The 17643-nt window shown below is 63.1% G+C and carries 17 protein-coding genes and 1 pseudogene; 2 read left to right on the forward strand and 16 right to left on the reverse strand.

Annotated features, from left to right (window positions below; all coding sequences use genetic code 11):
* Positions 1–84: 84 nt before the first annotated feature.
* The 8 genes from phnC to phnG form a co-directional block, all read right to left on the reverse strand.
* Positions 85–912: a phosphonate ABC transporter ATP-binding protein gene (gene phnC / locus E4M07_RS15885; protein ID WP_136659359.1), complete on the reverse strand. Its 828-nt coding sequence runs from the start codon at positions 910–912 to the stop codon at positions 85–87.
* Positions 913–1122: 210 nt separating this feature from the next.
* On the reverse strand, positions 1123–1740 hold the full coding sequence (locus tag E4M07_RS15890) for a DapH/DapD/GlmU-related protein (protein WP_136659360.1): 618 nt from the start codon (positions 1738–1740) through the stop codon (positions 1123–1125).
* On the reverse strand, positions 1740–2447 hold the full coding sequence (phnL, locus tag E4M07_RS15895) for a phosphonate C-P lyase system protein PhnL (RefSeq protein ID WP_136659361.1): 708 nt from the start codon (positions 2445–2447) through the stop codon (positions 1740–1742). Before phnL ends, E4M07_RS15890 begins: the two co-directional genes overlap by 1 nt.
* A 12-nt stretch (positions 2448–2459) precedes the next feature.
* The gene (gene phnK / locus E4M07_RS15900) at positions 2460–3236 is read right to left on the reverse strand and encodes a phosphonate C-P lyase system protein PhnK (protein WP_136659362.1); all 777 of its coding nucleotides are present in this window, start codon (positions 3234–3236) and stop codon (positions 2460–2462) included.
* The gene (locus tag E4M07_RS15905) at positions 3233–4123 is read right to left on the reverse strand and encodes an alpha-D-ribose 1-methylphosphonate 5-phosphate C-P-lyase PhnJ (RefSeq protein WP_136659363.1); all 891 of its coding nucleotides are present in this window, start codon (positions 4121–4123) and stop codon (positions 3233–3235) included. Before E4M07_RS15905 ends, phnK begins: the two co-directional genes overlap by 4 nt.
* Positions 4120–5235, reverse strand: coding sequence for a carbon-phosphorus lyase complex subunit PhnI (locus E4M07_RS15910; protein ID WP_136659364.1), 1116 nt, complete (start codon positions 5233–5235; stop codon positions 4120–4122). The genes E4M07_RS15905 and E4M07_RS15910 overlap by 4 nt, the downstream gene beginning before the upstream one ends.
* Before the next feature lie 3 nt (positions 5236–5238).
* Positions 5239–5856: a phosphonate C-P lyase system protein PhnH gene (gene phnH, locus E4M07_RS15915; RefSeq protein ID WP_136659365.1), complete on the reverse strand. Its 618-nt coding sequence runs from the start codon at positions 5854–5856 to the stop codon at positions 5239–5241.
* A complete protein-coding gene (gene phnG / locus E4M07_RS15920; RefSeq protein ID WP_136659366.1) occupies positions 5856–6344 on the reverse strand; it encodes a phosphonate C-P lyase system protein PhnG in 489 nt (162 codons plus the stop codon). Before phnG ends, phnH begins: the two co-directional genes overlap by 1 nt.
* A gap of 106 nt (positions 6345–6450) precedes the next feature.
* Between phnG and phnF the strand changes: the two genes are divergently transcribed.
* Positions 6451–7200 carry a phosphonate metabolism transcriptional regulator PhnF gene (gene phnF / locus E4M07_RS15925; protein WP_136659367.1) on the forward strand — a complete coding sequence of 250 codons (750 nt, stop codon included), beginning with the start codon at positions 6451–6453 and terminating at the stop codon, positions 7198–7200.
* Here the strand turns inward: phnF and E4M07_RS15930 are convergent.
* Positions 7186–8322 carry an FAD-dependent oxidoreductase gene (locus E4M07_RS15930; RefSeq protein ID WP_246660473.1) on the reverse strand — a complete coding sequence of 379 codons (1137 nt, stop codon included), beginning with the start codon at positions 8320–8322 and terminating at the stop codon, positions 7186–7188. The two genes, phnF and E4M07_RS15930, sit on opposite strands and share 15 nt — an antisense overlap.
* A gap of 56 nt (positions 8323–8378) precedes the next feature.
* Here E4M07_RS15930 and mnmD point away from each other — a divergent pair, with 56 nt between their 5' ends.
* Complete coding sequence (mnmD, locus tag E4M07_RS15935; protein ID WP_136659369.1) at positions 8379–9095, forward strand: tRNA (5-methylaminomethyl-2-thiouridine)(34)-methyltransferase MnmD; 717 nt, start codon at positions 8379–8381, stop codon at positions 9093–9095.
* A 6-nt stretch (positions 9096–9101) separates the two neighbouring features.
* Here mnmD and E4M07_RS15940 read toward each other — a convergent pair whose 3' ends face one another.
* The 7 genes and pseudogenes from E4M07_RS15940 to E4M07_RS15970 all read right to left on the reverse strand — a co-directional run bounded on the left by E4M07_RS15940 (position 9102) and on the right by E4M07_RS15970 (position 17295).
* On the reverse strand, positions 9102–11579 hold the full coding sequence (locus tag E4M07_RS15940) for a response regulator (RefSeq protein ID WP_136659370.1): 2478 nt from the start codon (positions 11577–11579) through the stop codon (positions 9102–9104).
* A gap of 294 nt (positions 11580–11873) precedes the next feature.
* Positions 11874–12974, reverse strand: a complete 1101-nt coding sequence (locus E4M07_RS15945) for a branched-chain amino acid ABC transporter substrate-binding protein (RefSeq protein ID WP_136659371.1) — start codon at positions 12972–12974, stop codon at positions 11874–11876.
* Positions 12975–13082: 108 nt separating this feature from the next.
* The gene (locus E4M07_RS15950; RefSeq protein WP_136659372.1) at positions 13083–13436 is read right to left on the reverse strand and encodes a DUF6867 family protein; all 354 of its coding nucleotides are present in this window, start codon (positions 13434–13436) and stop codon (positions 13083–13085) included.
* On the reverse strand, positions 13433–14161 hold the full coding sequence (locus E4M07_RS15955; RefSeq protein WP_136659373.1) for an ABC transporter ATP-binding protein: 729 nt from the start codon (positions 14159–14161) through the stop codon (positions 13433–13435). Before E4M07_RS15955 ends, E4M07_RS15950 begins: the two co-directional genes overlap by 4 nt.
* Positions 14162–14208: 47 nt before the next feature.
* Positions 14209–15021, reverse strand: a pseudogene (locus E4M07_RS15960) (ABC transporter ATP-binding protein); the annotation flags it as partial.
* A 1-nt stretch (position 15022) separates the two neighbouring features.
* Complete coding sequence (gene livM, locus E4M07_RS15965) at positions 15023–16360, reverse strand: high-affinity branched-chain amino acid ABC transporter permease LivM (RefSeq protein ID WP_136659375.1); 1338 nt, start codon at positions 16358–16360, stop codon at positions 15023–15025.
* Complete coding sequence (locus E4M07_RS15970) at positions 16360–17295, reverse strand: branched-chain amino acid ABC transporter permease LivH (RefSeq protein WP_136659376.1); 936 nt, start codon at positions 17293–17295, stop codon at positions 16360–16362. Before E4M07_RS15970 ends, livM begins: the two co-directional genes overlap by 1 nt.
* Positions 17296–17643 lie beyond the last annotated feature (348 nt).

Raw genomic sequence — 17643 nt, forward strand, 5'->3', positions numbered from 1 at the left:
CTGTCTTAATCCCAGTCAAACTCAAAACAGTCTGTGTGGTTGGCCCTTCACGCGGGCAAAACGATCATGGTCCCCGTCCGGTTCTCAGGCTGCCGGTTCAAGGGAATCCAGCGATTCTTCGCGACCGCCATGCGGCTGGCCGAGGCTGGTCGATGTGATTTCTTCCGATAGTTCGTCGCCGTCGGCGCCGTAGATCATCCGCACCGCGTCCCTGGTCAGCTCATTGGCCGGCCCGTCGAACACGACCTTGCCCGCGGCCATCCCGATGATGCGTTCGCAATAGGTGCGCGCGGTGTCGAGCGTGTGCAGGTTGGTGACGACCGTGATGCCCTCTTCGCGGTTGATGCTCTTCAGCGAATCCATGACGATCTGTGCGTTGAGCGGGTCGAGCGAAGCGATCGGCTCGTCGGCCAGCAGCATTTTCGGCCGCTGCATGAGGGCCCGAGCGATGGCGACGCGCTGCTGCTGTCCGCCCGAGAGCGTGCCGGCACGCTGCAGCGCCGTCCGGGCGATGCCGAGACGCTCCAGCGCCATGATGCCCATGGCCCTTTCCTCGCGCGACCAGGAACCGACAAGGTTGAGAACCGTCGAACGGTGGTTGAGCCGCCCCAGAAGCACATTGGTCAGGACGTTGAGGCGCGGTACCAGATTGAACTGCTGGAAGATCATGGCGCAGTCGCGCTGCCAGCAGCGCAGCTCGGCGCCCCTGAGCGAAGAGACCTGCACCTCATTGAAGCGAATCACACCGCCGCTCGGATCGATGAGCCGGTTGAGCATGCGCAAAAGCGTTGACTTGCCGGCGCCGGAGCGGCCGATGACACCAACCATCTGGCCCTGCGGGATCGTAACGGTGACATTGTCGACCGCCACGAAGTCTCCGAACCTTCTCGTGACATTCTCAAGCTTCAGCATCGCCAACCCCCGGTCGCGTTCTTGATTGTTCTCAGGGGTTACCGGTAGAGCCTGTCCGTGACCGCACAATTACACTTTTGTGTCACGGGTATTACAAAATCCGCAACTTGCTTTTTCTTGTCTACAATTGGACTAGTTCTTTGAAAAAGCACAATAATCCCGCCGAACTGATCGGCAGGAACAGAGCTGCTCAAAAACCGGACCCGGTGGCTACCAGGCGTATGCGTCCAAAAACTGCTCAGCGGTCAGCGAACGGAAATCCGACAACGCGGTATGCAGCCGATCGTGTTCCCAATCCCACCAGGCGAGCGCGTCCATCCGGGCCGCCGTTTCCTCGGAAAAACGTCTGCGGATCGGCTTTGCCGGCACGCCGGCGACGACGGTATATGGGGCGACGTCTTTCGAAACCACGGCGCCGGCGCCGACCACCGCCCCGTTACCGACGCTGACACCCGGCAGCAGGATCGCGCCGTGCCCGATCCAAACGTCGTGACCGATCGTGACCCGATTGTCGCGGCGCCATTCGAAGAAGCCCTCCTCATGGGCCTCGCCCTCAAAATAGTCGCCTGCACGGTAGGTAAAGTGATGCTGCGTGGCGCGCCAGGTCGGATGGTTCGGCGCATTAATGCGGACATGGCTGGCGATGTTGACGAATTTGCCGATCTTCGCGGCCCAGGCCTCGGTCTCTTGGATGGCGTAGGAATAATCGCCCACCTCGCATTCAACGATGCGGCAGCCTTCGTCGATCTCGGTGTAACGTCCGAGCGTGCAGTCGCGGACCACGGCCGATTCATGGATCCATGGCTGTTCCGAGAGTTTCTTTTCCATCACGCGGCTTCCTTCGGAGCGCTGAACAGGGACACGTCGATGATCCGGTCGGCAACCGCCTCGCGCACATCCTGATCGTGGAATATCCCGAGAAGCGCGGTGCCGGCTTCCTTCTTGGCCCGGATAAGGTCGACGACGACGGCCCGGTTCGCCGCGTCCAGCGAGGCGGTCGGCTCGTCGAGCAGCAACAGCGGATGATCGGTGATGAAGCCGCGCGCGATGTTCACGCGCTGCTGTTCGCCGCCGGAAAACGTCGCCGGCGGCAGCGACCACAGACGCTCCGGCAGGTTCAGGCGCGCCAAGAGGGCGCCGGCCCTGTCGCGCGCCTCGTCGTGCGCAACGCCTTTTGCGAGGAGCGGCTCGGCAACGACATCCACGGCGGCGACACGCGGCACGGTCCGAAGGAACTGGCTGACATAGCCGACAACATCGCGGCGGATCGTCAAAATGGCCCTCGGATCGGCGCCGGCGATGTCGACCGTCACATCGTCACAGGTGATCAGCACCTGCCCTGAATCGACGGAATAATTGCCGTAAAGTATTTTGAGGATTGAGCTTTTTCCGATTCCGGACGGCCCGCCAAGGACTGCGCATTCGCCGGCGGCCACCGAGAAATTGACATTTTCGACAACCGGCAGGCGGACGCCGTCGCGCAGATGCATGGTGAAGCTCTTGCAGACTTCGGAAACAACAAGCGGTGTGGCCATTTTGGAGATCTCCTAAACCTGCAAAATCGAAGACACGAGCAATTGCGTGTAGGGCTCGCGCGGATCGTCGAGCACCCGGTCGGTCAGGCCGTGCTCGATGACATTGCCGTCCTTCATGACCATCATGCGGTGCGACAGCAGCCGGGCGACGGCCAGATCATGGGTGACGACGATCGCGGCAAGGCCGAGATCGTTGACGAGACCGCGCACAAGGTCGAGGAGACGGGCCTGGACCGACACGTCGAGGCCGCCGGTCGGCTCGTCCATGAAGACAAGGCGTGGGCCGGTCACCAGGTTGCGGGCGATCTGCAGGCGCTGGCGCATGCCGCCGGAGAAATTGCGCGGCTGGTCGTCGATGCGGTCCGTATCGATCTCGACGCGGCCCAGCCATTGCGAGGCGGTATCACGGATGTTGCCGTAGTGACGGTCGCCGATCGCCATCAGCCGTTCGCCGACATTGGCCCCGGCCGACACCGTCATGCGCAGCCCGTCGGCCGGGTTCTGGTGTACGAAGCCCCAGTCGGTTCGCATCAGGAAGCGGCGCTCCGCCTCGCCCATGCGGTAGAGATCGCGGAACCGGCCGTCGCGCATGCGGTACTCGACCGTGCCCGAGGTGGGCAACAGACGCGTCGAAATCGCGTTCAGCAGTGTCGTCTTGCCGGATCCGGATTCGCCGACAACGGCCAGAACCTCGCCGGGCCAAAGCTCGAAGGACACGTCGCGGCATCCGACGCGGGCGCCGTAGAACTTCGTCACGGCGTTCACCCGCAGGAGAGGATGATCACTCATTGCGCGGTCTCCGAAGTCTCGGCCGCGAGGTGCCCGACATGGCCCTCCTCGCGGCGTTTTTCGCAATTGTCGGTATCGGAGCAGACGAACATGCGGCCGCCCTTGTCGTCGAGGACGACCTCGTCCAGATAGACACCCCGGGCGCCGCAAAGCGCGCACGGTTCCTCGAATTTCTGCACCTCGAACGGGTGATCCTCGAAATCGAGGCTGACGACATCCGTGTAGGGCGGAACGGCATAGATGCGCTTCTCGCGACCCGCCCCGAAGAGCTGCAGCGCCTCGGAACGGTGCATTTTCGGATTGTCGAATTTCGGTGTCGGCGACGGGTCCATCACGTAGCGTCCCTCGACCTTCACCGGATAGGCGTAGGTGGTGGCGATATGGCCGTTCTTGGCGATGTCCTCGTAAAGCTTGACGTGCATGAGACCGTATTCCTCGAGCGCGTGCATCTTGCGGGTCTCTGTCTCGCGCGGCTCGAGAAAGCGCAGCGGTTCGGGGATCGGCACCTGGTAGACGAGGATCTGGCCCTCGGTCAGCTTTTCCTCGGGAATGCGGTGACGCGTCTGGATGATCGTCGCCTCGGCCGTCCTGGTGGTCACGGCGACATTCGCCACCTTCTGGAAGAAGGCGCGGATCGAGACCGCGTTGGTGGTGTCGTCGGCGCCCTGGTCGATCACCTTCAGCGTATCGTCGGGCCCCAGCACCGACGCGGTGACCTGAACACCGCCGGTGCCCCAGCCATAGGGCATCGGCATTTCGCGGCTTGCAAACGGCACCTGGTAGCCGGGAATGGCGATGGCTTTCAGGATCGCCCGGCGGATCATGCGCTTGGTCTGCTCGTCGAGATAGGCGAAATTGTAGGTCGCCAGTTGCGTGTGCGTGTTCATTCGGCGGCCTCCAGATTGTCGCCCTGTTGCCCGGTGGCATTCTGGCGTGCCTCGAACTCGCCGCGCATGCGGCGCACGAGGTCGAGCTCGGCCTGGAAATCCACGTAATGCGGCAGTTTGAGGTGTTCGACGAAGCCGGTCGCCTGGACATTGTCCGAATGGGAGATGACGAATTCCTCGTCCTGTGCCGGCGCCGTCAGGTCCTCGCCCAGTTCGGTCGCCCGCAGCGTCCGGTCGACCAGCGACATGGCCATCGCCTTGCGCTCGCTCTGGCCGAAGACGAGGCCGTAGCCGCGGGTGAATTGCGGCGGCTGCTTGGCCGATCCCTGGAACTGGTTGATCATCTGGCACTCCGTGACGCGAATGCGCCCCAGGATGACGGCGAAGCCGAGCTCGGGAACGTCGATCTCCACCTCGACCTCGCCAATGCGTATCTCGCCGGCGAAGGGGTGGCTGCGGGCATAGCCGCGCTGCGTCGAATAGCCGAGCGCCAGCAGGAAGCCCTCATCGCCCCGCGACAGCGCCTGGAGGCGCACGTCGCGGGTCATCGGAAACTCCATCGGCTCGCGCGTCAGATCGCCCGTCCGGTGGTCGTCCGGCAACTCGCCGTCGCCTTCGATGAGCCCTTCCTGGTCGAGGATTTCCGATACGCGCGGCGTGTGGCCGGTCTCGGCCTCGCGGCTCTGCGGCTCGTCCACCGCCCCGTCGCCCATCAGCTCGGGATCGAGCAGGCGGTGCGTATAGTCGAAGGTCGGCCCCAGGAGCTGTCCGCCCGGCAGGTCCTTGTAGGTTGCCGATATGCGCCGCTCGATCAGCATGTTGCCGGTATCGATCGGATTGGAGTAGCCGAAGCGCGGCAGCGTCGTGCGGTAGGCCCGCAGCAGGAAAATCGCCTCGATCATGTCGCCGCGCGCCTGCTTGAAGGCCAGCGCGGCCAGTTCCTTGTCGTAGAGCGATCCTTCGCTCATGACCCGGTCGACGGCGAGGCCGAGCTGCTCGACGATCTGCTCGATCGTCATGGCCGGAACCGAACGGTCTCCGCGGCGGCGGTCGGCGAGCAGCTGATGCGCATTGCTGATGGCGGCTTCCCCGCCCTTGACGGCTACATACATCCGCTAGCTCCCGGTCTCAATCTTGACTGTGCGCGGCAGGCCGACAATGCCCTCCGGCGCAGCGAGGATGACGTCAACGCCGCGGGGAAAGCGCGTCCGGTTGCCTGCCCACTGTTCGATGAAGTGGTCCGGCAGGCCCGCCGGCGCAATCGATGCGGCATCCTTGATCCCCGGGCCCGTGAGACGCAGTTCCGGCCCGCCCTCGAGCGCGCCGATCTGGATGATGAGCGTGGTCGAACGATCCGGATATTCCTGCGTGCCCTGGGCGAAGCTCTCGAGCGACGGCAATGCGGCGCTGTCGGCGATGACGGCAAAATCGGCATCAAGCATCTGGGGGGTCAGCGGCGCCGAGGTGTTGAAGGTCAGCCAGCCGGTGACCGCTTCGTTCTGCGAAAGCAGCGGATCCAGCCAGATCTTCGTATCATGATCGAACAGGGTCGCGGCGATGCTGCCGACGGAGGCAAACAGCGATTCCGGCGGCTTTGTCAGCCCCTCGAACGCCGTCCGCGTTCCGGGGCGTGCCAGTGCGTTCATGACCTGGCGGAAAACCGCCTGCGCGTTCAATACGGGATCGGCAAAGCCGCCCTGGAACGCGGATGCGTGCGCGGCCCGGGCGGTCATCAGTCTTCCCCCCGTACCATGGTGAAGAAATCGACCCGGGTCGCGGCGGATTCATCGCGGCGCCTTGCGTCGTCGTCGCCCAGCCTGCGGCGGACGGGCGCGACGAGGCGTTCCTCGACTGTGGGCCGCGTCGCTTCGTCCTGCCAAAGGGCGTCGAATATCGCCGCATGACGGACCTTGTCCTTGTCGGCGCCCAGCGCATAGGCGTGTCCGATCCGGCCGGTGGACAGCTTGACGGTCGCCCGCGTCACGGTGGCCTCGCCGAAATTGAAGGGTGCGCCGCCGCCGCCGATGCGCCCGCGCACCATGACCAGCCCGGTCTCCGGGCCGCGCACTGGGCTGACCTCGGGCCGGTCCGGCCAGGCGTCCCAGGCCTCAGACAGTTCGTCACCTGAAGCGCGCGCCAGGACGGCCATCGCCTGCTGGCGCGCCGCCTGATCCGGGTCTGACGGTTCCTGATTGCGCAACTGGTCCGTTGCCTCTTTCATGTTCCATTTTCCCTTACTTGTCTATTTATCTAGACAATTAGACATCTTGGCTTTATGGGTTATAGCGCAAAGATGACCGCTGTGTGACAGGGGACGGAAAATAAATATGGAATTTGTGGAACGCCGCAGCGGGATTTCGCTGTGGCGACAGATCGCCGACCAGATCCGCATTGCGATCAGCAACGGGGAATTCAAGGAAACCAACATGCTGCCGGGCGAGCTGGCGCTCGCCAAGCGGTTCGAGGTCAACCGACACACCGTGCGCAGCGCCATCGCGTCGCTGGCGCGCGAGGGCGTGGTGCAGGTCGAACAGGGACGCGGCACATTCATCGCCCGGCACACGCGGCTGCAATATCCGATCGGCCGGCGCACGCGGTTTTCCGCCGGCCTCGCGGGACAGACCCGCACCCTGTCGGGAACCGTAAGGGAAAGCCGCATTGAGGAAGCACCCGTCAACGTCGCCGACGCCCTGGCGCTTGACGCCGGCGCGCCCGTCTTGCGGCTGGTTCGCGTGTCGATGGCCGACGGGGTGCCGCTGTCGCGTGCGATCAGCTGGTTCGACGCGGCGCGCTTCCCGGATTTCGCCGAGCGCCTCGAGAAGCAGCGCTCCATAACGGCGGTCCTGAAGTCTTTCGGCGTCGACGACTATGTCCGCATCTCGACACGCATCTCGGCCCACCACGCGGACCCGCAAACCCTCGAGGATCTCAGGCTCTCGCCCGGGGCGATCGTGCTGCGGACCGAGGCGATCAACGCCGAGGTCGACGGGCGGCGGGTCGAATACTCGAACACGTATTTTGCAGCCGACCGGATCGAGCTCGACATCGATCACGGCACGGCCTCAGCCGGGATGTAGGCCGGCCTTTTGCAGATGGGTTTCGATGCGGAAGCTCTCGGGCAGCGCATCGCAACGCCCGTCCAACGCAACTTCGAGGGCGCAGGCAGCCATCTTGTGGGCGATGCCGAAGGTGATCTTGAAACCGCCGGTGGCGACCGTCGCGTTCCGATGACCCGGGACCGCCCCGATCATCGGATCGCGACCGACCGCCTTCGGCCGGACACCGGCCCAGCGTTCCAGGACGGGCGCGTCCCTGAGCCGCGGGCACATGGTTCCGGCGCTGTCGATCAGCGCCTCGAGTTGCGCATCGGTATTGCTTTCGTCAGCGAACCGCGTCTCGCTGGTGCTGCCGACCGCGACTTTCCCGTCCTCATGGGGCACGACATAAAGGCCGTCCGTGAATATCAGCGGCAGGTCGTCGCCGATATCGGCCTGCAGCAGCGCGGCCTGCCCCTTGACGGCCGATCCCAGTTGCGATGAAGGCCGTGAGAGCATGGCGCCGAGCAGCGTAAAACTCTCGACGCCCGCCGCGATTATCGTGTGACCGGCGGCAATGGTCCTGCCGGCGCCGGTGACAACCGCGCCGGTCGCCGCGTCCAGCCTTTGAAATCCCTCGCGCTCGATCAGCGTATCCGCGGCCGAGGCGCGCAATGCCTCAAGATATCTGCGCGGGCTGATGCGGGCGGCCAGCGTTTCGTGGACCAGCCCGTGCGGCATCGACGCCGCATCGGGCCAGCCATCCGTGAATGGGGCGTCGACAAGCCGCCACATGAACCCGGATTCAGCGGTGTGCCAGACAGTCTGCACCTGCGCCGACCGTTCTTCCGAAAGCCCTCGGTGATGCGGTTTCACAAGTGGCAGGAGACGCCCGCAGCGCCGATAGCCGCAGGTCATGCCGGTTTCGTCCTCCAGTTTTCGCACCTCATCCCCGAGGCACGCCAGGGCTTCGAACTGGAACTGCTTCTTCGGGTTCCAGCGCTCCGGCATATGCGGCATCAGGGCGCCGAGCAGACCGCCGCTGGCGCCGGCGCCCGGACTGCGTTTTTCCAGAACCAGGGTCTCCAGTCCCGCCTGTCTTGCCAGCCGGGCGATCCACAGACCCACGACACCGGCACCGACGACCACAAGATCGCAAGACAATTGCCCCTTTGCGGTTGTATAGGGGGTGTGACTTGCAAGCGTCATGAGGACGAACCATGAGCCGGCAGAACGATACGGGCGGCCCGACGGGGCGCGAAATTGAGTGGCATGCGGGTGATATGCCCTATTCACCGGTATTTGGCGACCATTTTTATTCGCGCAGCGACGGCCGCGCGGAATGCGGACATGTCTTCCTGGGCGGCAACGATCTTCCTGACCGATGGCGGGACAGCCCGAATTTCACGGTCGCGGAGCTCGGGTTCGGGACCGGCCTGAATTTCTGTGAAACCTGGCGGCTCTGGCGGGAAGTCCAGGGTGCGGACGGTCATCTGCTGTTCGTCAGTTTTGAAAAATTCCCGCTGCATGGCGACGAGATCGCAAGGGCGCTTTCCGCCTGGCCGGAACTCGCCGAATTCAGTCGAAGACTCACCGAACACTGGCCAGAAAGCCCGCCCGGTTCCGTCCGCATCGATTTCGACGACAGCGTGGCGCTCGAACTGCATGTCGGCGATGCGCTGGAGCGGCTATCGCATTGGGAGGATCAGGCAGATGCCTGGTTCCTCGACGGGTTCGCGCCGGACCGCAATCCCGACATGTGGTCGAAGGCGCTCATGGAACAGGTTTTCGCGCACACGGCGCCCGGCGGCAGCTTCGCCACCTACTCGGCGGCCGGATGGGTCCGCCGCAATCTCGAGGCCGCCGGATTTGCCGTCGAAAAACGGCGGGGCTTTGGCGGCAAACGCGAGATGAGTGCCGGTCGGAAGACGGAATAGCTGAGTTTATGCGGTTCGCTCGTCAGCCACACCGGGAAGCCACGTTTGGAGCCTGTCGCGCAGCTTCTCCGCGCTTATGGGTTTTGCCAGGCAATCGTCCATTCCGGCTTCCAGGCATCTCTGCTGGTCGCTCGCCACGGCAAAGGCGGTGACGCCGATGATCGGTACGCGGTTGCCCAGCACGGTTTCGGCAGCGCGGATATCCGACGTCGCCTGAAGCCCGTTCCTGACCGGCATCGCCACATCCATCAGCACGATATCGGGCCGCAACTTGCGCCATGCGGCAACCGCCTGCGCACCGTCGGAGACAATCTGGTAGGCGTAGCCCAGTTGCTGCAACGTCTCGGCGAAGACGATCTGGTTGACCTCATTGTCCTCGGCCACCAGCACCATCGTCGCACCCGGCGCGCGCTCCGGTTGGGGGGCCGCCGCCAGATCCTCCGGTCCGTGTTCCCGATCGGCCTCGCCGACCGGAGCGCCCTCGGCGGGGTCGCGGTATTTCAGCGCCGACAGGACCGCCCGCCGCAGCGCAGCGGCATCGGTCGCGGACGGAATCTGCGCGGCAATGCCGAGCCCCGTCATTTGAACGGCGTCGCGATCCAGGTTTCCGGGACCGGCCAATATGACCGGCGGAGCGGAGCCCGCACAATCGCCGTGCATCTGTGCGGCTACCGCCATGGCACCGTTGATGTCATGTGCGCTGCACACCACCACGAGATCGATCGGCAAATCCAGTTGCCGCGCCGCCTGCAACACCCTCGCCCCCTCCCCGGCACTTTCCGCGACACAGCAGTCCAGCGGAAGGCCGGACAGGGCATCGGATGGCTGTTCGCACTCCATGTCGTCGGCACAGACAATGAGGATGCGGGAGCCGGAATACGCCTCAATGGCTTTGGGATCGTCAACATCGGCCTGCGCGACGGGCAACGTCAATTCGAACCAGAATTCCGATCCTGTGTCGCCACCGCTTTCGATGCCGATCTTTCCTCCCATCAGTCTGACGAGACGGGCACACAGGGCAAGGCCCAGCCCGACGCCGTCCCCGCCCTGCGACGCTGCGTGCTCCGCCCTTGCGAACATATCGAACATCGACCGCTGCTGTTCCGCAGTCATACCCGGACCGCAGTCCCGGACAGCAATCCTGATAACCGCTTCGTCCCGGTTGCCGGCGATGCGATGGGCGCTGAGCGTTATCTGGCCGATGTCGCTGTGCGCGATCGCATTGCCGAGCAGGTTGTTGACGATCTGGCGGATGCGGAAGGCGTCGCCGACAAGCGGCCCCGGCAATTCGGCATCCATGTCTATCCGCAGGGACAGGTCCTTTTCAGCAAAACGGGCGGAATAGACGGAGGCAACGTCGTTGATCACATCGTCGAGATTGAATGGCTCTTCCTCGATACTGAGGACCCCGACCTCGCTGCGCGAGTAGTCGACAACGTCATTGAAGATATCGAGCAGCGCCTGCGCCGATTTGGTGATCACATCCGCGAACATTTGCTGTTTCTGGTCCAGCCCCGAGGTTCGCAGCAGTTCGGCCATGCCGAGGATTCCGTTCATGGGCGTGCGGATATCGTGGCTGACATTGGCGAAGAAGGCCGGATTTACAGCTCCCCCGGCAGCGTCTTGCCGTTCCGTGTCGATGATGCTCGTCACGTCGGTGGCAATGAGGACCCGGTCGCCGCCGGCCGTCGTATGACCGCGCCACAGGACGGTTTTGCCCGTGGCGGTACGCAGTGCGACGTCCTTGCCCATTTCCGTGGTCAGCCGGGCCAGGGCCCGATCGATCCATGCCTCCCGGTTCGCGGCGGCATTCCGGATCAAGCCGTTGTCAGCGGCCTCGGCGACCATGTCCTCGATGCTGCGTCCCTGGGTCCAGTCCTTTACCAGCGGAAAACGGTCCGTGAACGCGCGGTTGCAGGCAACAAGACGGTTGTTCCGGTCCCAGACGACAAATGCGCTCTCGAGCGCATCGAGCACCGTTTGCATGTCCGTGGCAGGTCCGGACCGGGCGCCGTCGCCGGCCGGCCGAAGCGGGATCACGCTGGCGCCGGCCGTCTCGTTCCGTTCCCCGCGGCCGGCATCAGCGGCGGAAACCACAGGAGTGTCCTGCCAGCCCTCGAACCGGATCGTGTCCTTCGACTCGAGCACGCCAATGATGTAGCGGAAACCGTCGCGGTCGCAAATCTGGTGGAGCCTTGCCCGGAATTGCCGCCCTTCGTCCCTGTGCTGGATGACCGCCGTCTGCTGCTTTCCGAAAACCAGCGCCCGACGCTCCTTTTCGTCACGGTCGTAGCCGACAAGCTGCGCTGCCGCGCGCCGCGTTTCGTATCCGACCAGCCGCTCCGCGCCGAGCTGCGCCAAAGCGCAATAGGCGTCGTTCACCGCGACATAGCGCAGATCGCCGTCCTTGATATATGCCGGCTGATTCAGGGACGCGATCTCGTTACGGACCGTCTCGAAATCGCGTCCCGTCAGACCAGTCAATCCGCCCCTCACCAGTCATCCTCGAAACAAGAGCCCAATGGGTATGTCAGCGGCAATTGTGACAAAGTTTCAGCAAATTGCATCTATGAGGAATCGCAGTATGCGGTTAACCGGACATTAACCTGTCAATACACGTCGTATACAAATGCAAGGGGGTCGGAAAATTACTTGATATTCCGGGGCTTGGCCAAAGGGCCTGTCATGCAGGGCGGGCCGGCAACCCCTGTCGCGAGCGACTGAAAACAAAAAAACCGCGGACGTTGCCGCCCGCGGTTGGTCAATCGGATCGGACGCCTAGCGATAGTCGTAGGTGCCGTTCTTCCACTCGTACCAGACATAGCCGGGCAGCGTCACGTCGCCCTTGTCGTTGAAGCTCAGATCGCCGAGAACGGTCGAGAACGAGCCGGAATTCAACGCGGGAATGACCTTTTCCGGATCGGACGAGCCGGCAGCCTTCGCGGCTTCGGCCCACGCCTGGATGGCGGCGTAGGTGTAAAGGACGTAGCCTTCCGGCTCGATGCCCTTGTCGCGGAACTTCTTGACGACGTCGGCGGCCGCGTCGTTCTTGCGCGGATCCGGCGAGAAGGTCATCAGCGTACCCTGACCGGCATCGCCGGTGATCGACCAGTATTCGTCGGTCACAAGCGCGTCGCCCGAAACGAGCTGCGTGTTCATGCCCTGGTCGCGCATCTGACGCACGATCAGGCCGGCCTCCGTGTGATAGCCGCCGACATAGGCGACATCGATGGCCTCCTGCTTCATCTTGGAGACAAGCGCCGTGTAGTCCTTTTCACCGGCGGTGTAGGCTTCGTACATCTTTGCCGAGCCGCCAAGGTCTTCCAGGACCGTTTTCGTGGCATCGGCAAGGCCTTTTCCGTAGGCTGTCTTGTCGTGCAGGATGGCGATGTTCTTTTCGTTGTACTCCTCGAAAAGAAGACCGCCGGCCACCAGGCCCTGCTGGTCGTCGCGACCGCAGACGCGATAGACGTTCGGTCCGCCTTCGTCGGTCAGCTTCGGATTGGTCGAGGCCGGAGAAATCTGCACGATTCCCTCTTCCTCGTAGACCTTCGAGGCCGGAATGGACGAACCGGAGCAGAAGTGCCCGGCCATGAAGACGACGCCCTTGGACACCATCTGGTTGGCAACGGCCACGGCCTGTTTCGGATCGCAGGCATCGTCGCCGACGTTGAGGATCAGCTTTTCGCCATTGACGCCGCCGGCGGCGTTGATGTCTTCGACCGCCTGTTCGGCACCGGCCTTCATCTGCGCGCCGAAACTTGCGTACTGACCGGTCATCGGACCGGCGGTGGCAATCTCGATATCGGCCCAGGCGGTGCCCGCGCTCAAACCGATGCTAAACGCAAGGGCGGTGGTTGCGAGTAGATATTTCCTCATGCTTTATACTCCCATTGAGGTTGGTTATCAGGCTAAGGTCCGCTTTCCACGCTACTCTTCCGCAATCCGAATAGAATTGCAATTACAATTGCGTAGATCGTCTTTTTGTCACCCCTCAGCTTTCTTTTCTCGCCAGCTGAACGGCCCTGAACGTTCGTACAGCCAGCTGTATTGGGTTACCATCTGACGCACGCGCGTTATCCGGTAACCGAGAAGCGCGGCGGAAATGAGAACCGCCGCGTCAACCACGTAGTAATGCAATGACAGGAGCGCGCCGCCGAAGAGCGCGTAATGGAAAAACCGCACCACCGCCGCCAAAAGCAGTGTGTAGAGCACGGGCTGAATGATCGGCCGCCAGTGGGCGGCAAGGGCACGCCCGGTCATGTAGGCCGCCGCGCCGCCGATCACGACGGTCAGCATCAGGAACGTCGGAAAACTGGTATCCCACAATATGCCCATCAGTGCGCCCCTCCCTCGAGATAGGCGGCCCGCACCTCTTCGCGGGCCAGGAGTTCGGCGCCGGTGCCGCTCATGGTGATCTTGCCGTTGACAATCACATGGCCCTGGTGGGCCAGCTTCAGCGCATGGTAGGCGTTCTGCTCGACCAGAAAAACAGTCAGGCCCTGCTTCTCGTTGAGCTCCTTGATCACCTCGAAAATCTGCTTGACGACCAGCGGCGCGAGGCCGAGCGACGGCTCGTCCAGCAACAGCAGTTTCGGGCGCGCCATCAGCGCCCGGGCGATCGCCAGCATCTGCTGTTCGCCGCCGGACAGGGTGCCGCCGCGCTGGTCCTTGCGGTCCCTGAGGCGCGGGAAAAGCTCGAAGGCCCGCTCGGCATCCTCGTCGAAGTGCTCCGGATCGGCCACGGCCGCGCCCATCAGGAGGTTCTCCACCACAGTCATGCGCGGGAAGATGCGGCGTCCCTCCGGCGACTGCGAAATCCGAAGGCGCATGATCTCGTGCGTGGGCATGCGGGTGATGTCCCGGCCTTCGTAGAGGATCTGCCCCGAACGGGCGCGCGGATCGCCGCAGATGGTCATCATCAGGGTCGATTTGCCGGCGCCGTTGGCGCCGATCAGGGTTACGATCTCGCCCTCGTGCACATCGAGGGTAATGCCGCGCAACGCCTGGATCTTGCCGTAGAACGTCTCGATGTCGCGGATCTGAAGCAGCGGGGCCGTGCTCATTGGCGTACCTCCGCCGCGGTTTCCTCGATCTCGTGGCCGACGGCGTCCACCTCCTCGTCCTCGACCCCGAGATAGGCGGCGATCACCTTCGGATCGCTGCGGACCTCCTCGGCGGTGCCGTCGGCGATCTTGACGCCGTAATCGAGCACGATGATGTGGTCCGAAATGCCCATCACGACATTCATGTCGTGCTCGATGAGCAGGATGCCTGTGTCGCATTCGGCGCGCACAAAAAGCAGGAGCTTGTTGAGTTCCTCCGATTCGGCCGGATTGAGTCCGGCCGCCGGCTCGTCCAAGCACAGAAGCTCGGGACCGGTGCACATGGCACGGGCGATTTCCAGCTTGCGCTGGTCGCCATAGGGAAGGTCGGCCGCCGCGTCGTCGGCACGCTGGGTCAGGTTGATGTGCTCGAGCCAGTATTCGGCCCGCTCGATCGCCTCCTTCTCCGCGCGCTTGAAACTCGCAATGCCGAAAATGCCCCCGATGGTCTGTTTCGATGCCCGCATCAGTGGATTGTGCTGGGCGATCATCAGGTTCTCCAAAACCGTCATGCCGCCGAACAGGCGGATGTTCTGGAAGGTGCGCGCGAAGCGGGCATTCTTGGTGATGCGGAAATCATCCATGCGCTCCAGCAGGAAGTCCTCGCCGTCGTTGCGATGCATGGTGATCCTGCCCTCGGTCGGCTTGTAGAACCCGGTCAGGCAGTTGAAAACCGTCGTCTTGCCGGCGCCATTGGGCCCGATCAGCGCGGTGATGTCTCCACGGTACGCGGTCATGGACAGATCGTTGACGGCCAGGAGGCCGCCGAAACGCATGGTCAGGTGCTCTACCGTCAGGAGCGGGGCTTTCTTGTCCGCCATCTCAGTGCCCCTCGCCCTGTGCGACCATGTCCGCCGAAACGGCCTTCTTCTCCTTCAGGAAGATGGACGGCTCGCGTGTCGCGATCAGGCCGCGCGGCCGCCAGATCATGATCATCACCATGGCAAGACCGAAGATCAGCATGCGGTATTGCTCTGCTTCGCGGAATATTTCGAAACCGCCGATCATGGCGACCGAGGCGATCACCACCCCGATCTGAGACCCCATGCCGCCGAGCACGACGATGGCGAGGATCAGCGCCGATTCGATGAAGGTGAAACTCTCGGGCGAGATGAACCCCTGCCGCGTTGCGAAGAACGACCCGGCAAAGCCGGCGAACATGGCGCCGGTGGCAAAAGCCGTCAGCTTGATCGACGTCGTGTTGAGACCGAGCGACCGGCAGGCGATCTCGTCCTCCCGCAACGCCTCCCAGGCGCGCCCGATAGGCAGGCGCCGCAGCCGGATGGTAACGAAATTGGTGATCAACGCCAGTATAAGGATCAGAAAATAGAGGAAGATGATGCGGTGGATCGAGGAATAGTCGAGACCGAAGAAATCGGCAAAACCGCCCTCGCCGCGCTTGAAGGGTATGCCGAAGAAGCTGGGCCTTGGAATGCCGGATATGCCGTCCGGACCGCCGGTGAAATTGTACCAGTTCAAAAGCACGATGCGGATGATCTCACCGAACGCGAGCGTCACGATGGCGAGATAGTCGCCGCGCAGGCGCAGGACCGGGAAGCCGAGGATGATGCCCCAGAACGCCGCGAGGATGCCGGCAAGCGGCAGGCAAATCCAGAAGGACAGGCCGAAATACTGGGCCAGCAGCGCGTAGGAATAGGCACCGACCGCGTAAAACGCCACGTAACCGAGATCGAGCAGGCCGGCGAGTCCGACAACGATGTTCAGGCCCCATCCGAGCATGACATAGGTCAGGATGAGGATGCCGAGATCGAGCAGGTAACGGTCGGTGAACGGCAGGAACGGAAACACGACGGCAAACAGCAGGACGATGGGTACGAACGCCTTGCCCGTTTTGGCCAGAAAGTCGGCATAACGTAACTGGAGCGCCTGGGGCACGAAGGTGCGGTCGCCGCCAGTGGGCCGCCGCCAAACGGTGAGCAGCAGGATCAGCCGGCCGACGACGACGGCCGCGATGACGAAGAATGCCGATTCAAACCGCAGGACGAGAGACAGCCCGCCGGTCGCGGTTTCCGTCTTGAAGGCGATGGTGGAGCCGAAGAGCGCGGCACCGAGCAGCGCGGTGATTGCCAGGTCCTTGCCGATCTCGGAAAGGTCGAGACCACCGCCGGCCGCGGCGCCCGTTTGCGTCGCTTCAGCCATCAGACCTTCTCAACCTCCGGCTTTCCAAGCAGTCCCTGCGGCAGGAATATGAGCACAATTGCCAGCATTGAGAACGCCGCGACGTCCTTGTATTCCACCGAGAAATAGGCCGACCACAGGGTCTCGATCAGCCCGATGACCAGGCCGCCGAGCATGGCGCCCGGAAGCGATCCGATACCGCCGAGGACCGCCGCGGTGAAGGCCTTAACGCCGGCAACAAAGCCGATGTAGAAATCGATCACGCCGTAATAGAGCAGATACATCAGCCCGGCGACAGCGGCCAGCGCCGCGCCCATGACGAATGTGGTCGAGATGGTCCGGTCGACATTGATGCCCAGCAGCGACGCCATCTTGCGGTCCTGCTCGCAAGCACGCTGGGCACGCCCGAGGGACGTCTTTGCGATGATCAGTGAAAACACCGTCATGAGGACAACGGTAACCGTGATGATCAGGATCTGCATGTTGGAGATCTGGACGACGAACTCGCCGTTCTCGTCGACCCGCCGCATGATCGTGTGGCCGCCGGAGATGATCGGCTGAAGCGGCTTGACCCGTGCGCCCTGCGAGATCTGGATGTAGTTCTGCAGCACGATGGATACGCCGATCGCCGTGATCAGCGGCGCCAGCCGGAAAGATCCGCGCAGCGGCCGGTAGGCAAGCCTCTCAAGCGTCCATCCGAATACCGAGGATATGACCATCGCGCAGGCCAGCACCAGGATCAGCGCCAGGATAATGACGAACAGGCTGGAGGAAGCGGCCAGCCCCACCGCGGTTATCACGATCAGGGAAATAAAGGCGCCGACCATGAAAATGTCGCCGTGGGCGAAATTGATCATGCCGATAATGCCGTAGACCATGGTGTATCCGATGGCGATCAGTCCGTAGATCGATCCCAGGGTCACGCCGTTTATCAGTTGTTGTACGAAATATTCCACAAGCTTCCCCAATACTCCTGCATTCCGAATTCCGCGCGATGATGCGGCACCGCAGCCGTAGCGACGGGCTCCCTAGACGTCTCGATCGTGAATTGAGGTGAACGCGGGCGCCGGCGAAGCGCTCACGTCCTGCCATGTCGATGGATTGTCAAAGAAACAGACATTCGGGGCAGCGCACCGCGCCGGCCGGATTGTTCCAAAGAACCGGCCGACCGCTACCCAATCCGCTTGCCAAACTCCTGCCGGCAGCATACTTCCCCGATCTGCGCCTTGGCGACGCTTTTTGTTCAAGTCGCTAGAATGGCCAAATTTGTTTTGAGATCAACCCCTATTTATACCCCATAATCG

Origin of the sequence: Nitratireductor sp. XY-223 (assembly GCF_004959855.1) — a bacterium.
In the GTDB taxonomy this organism is placed as follows: domain Bacteria; phylum Pseudomonadota; class Alphaproteobacteria; order Rhizobiales; family Rhizobiaceae; genus Hoeflea_A.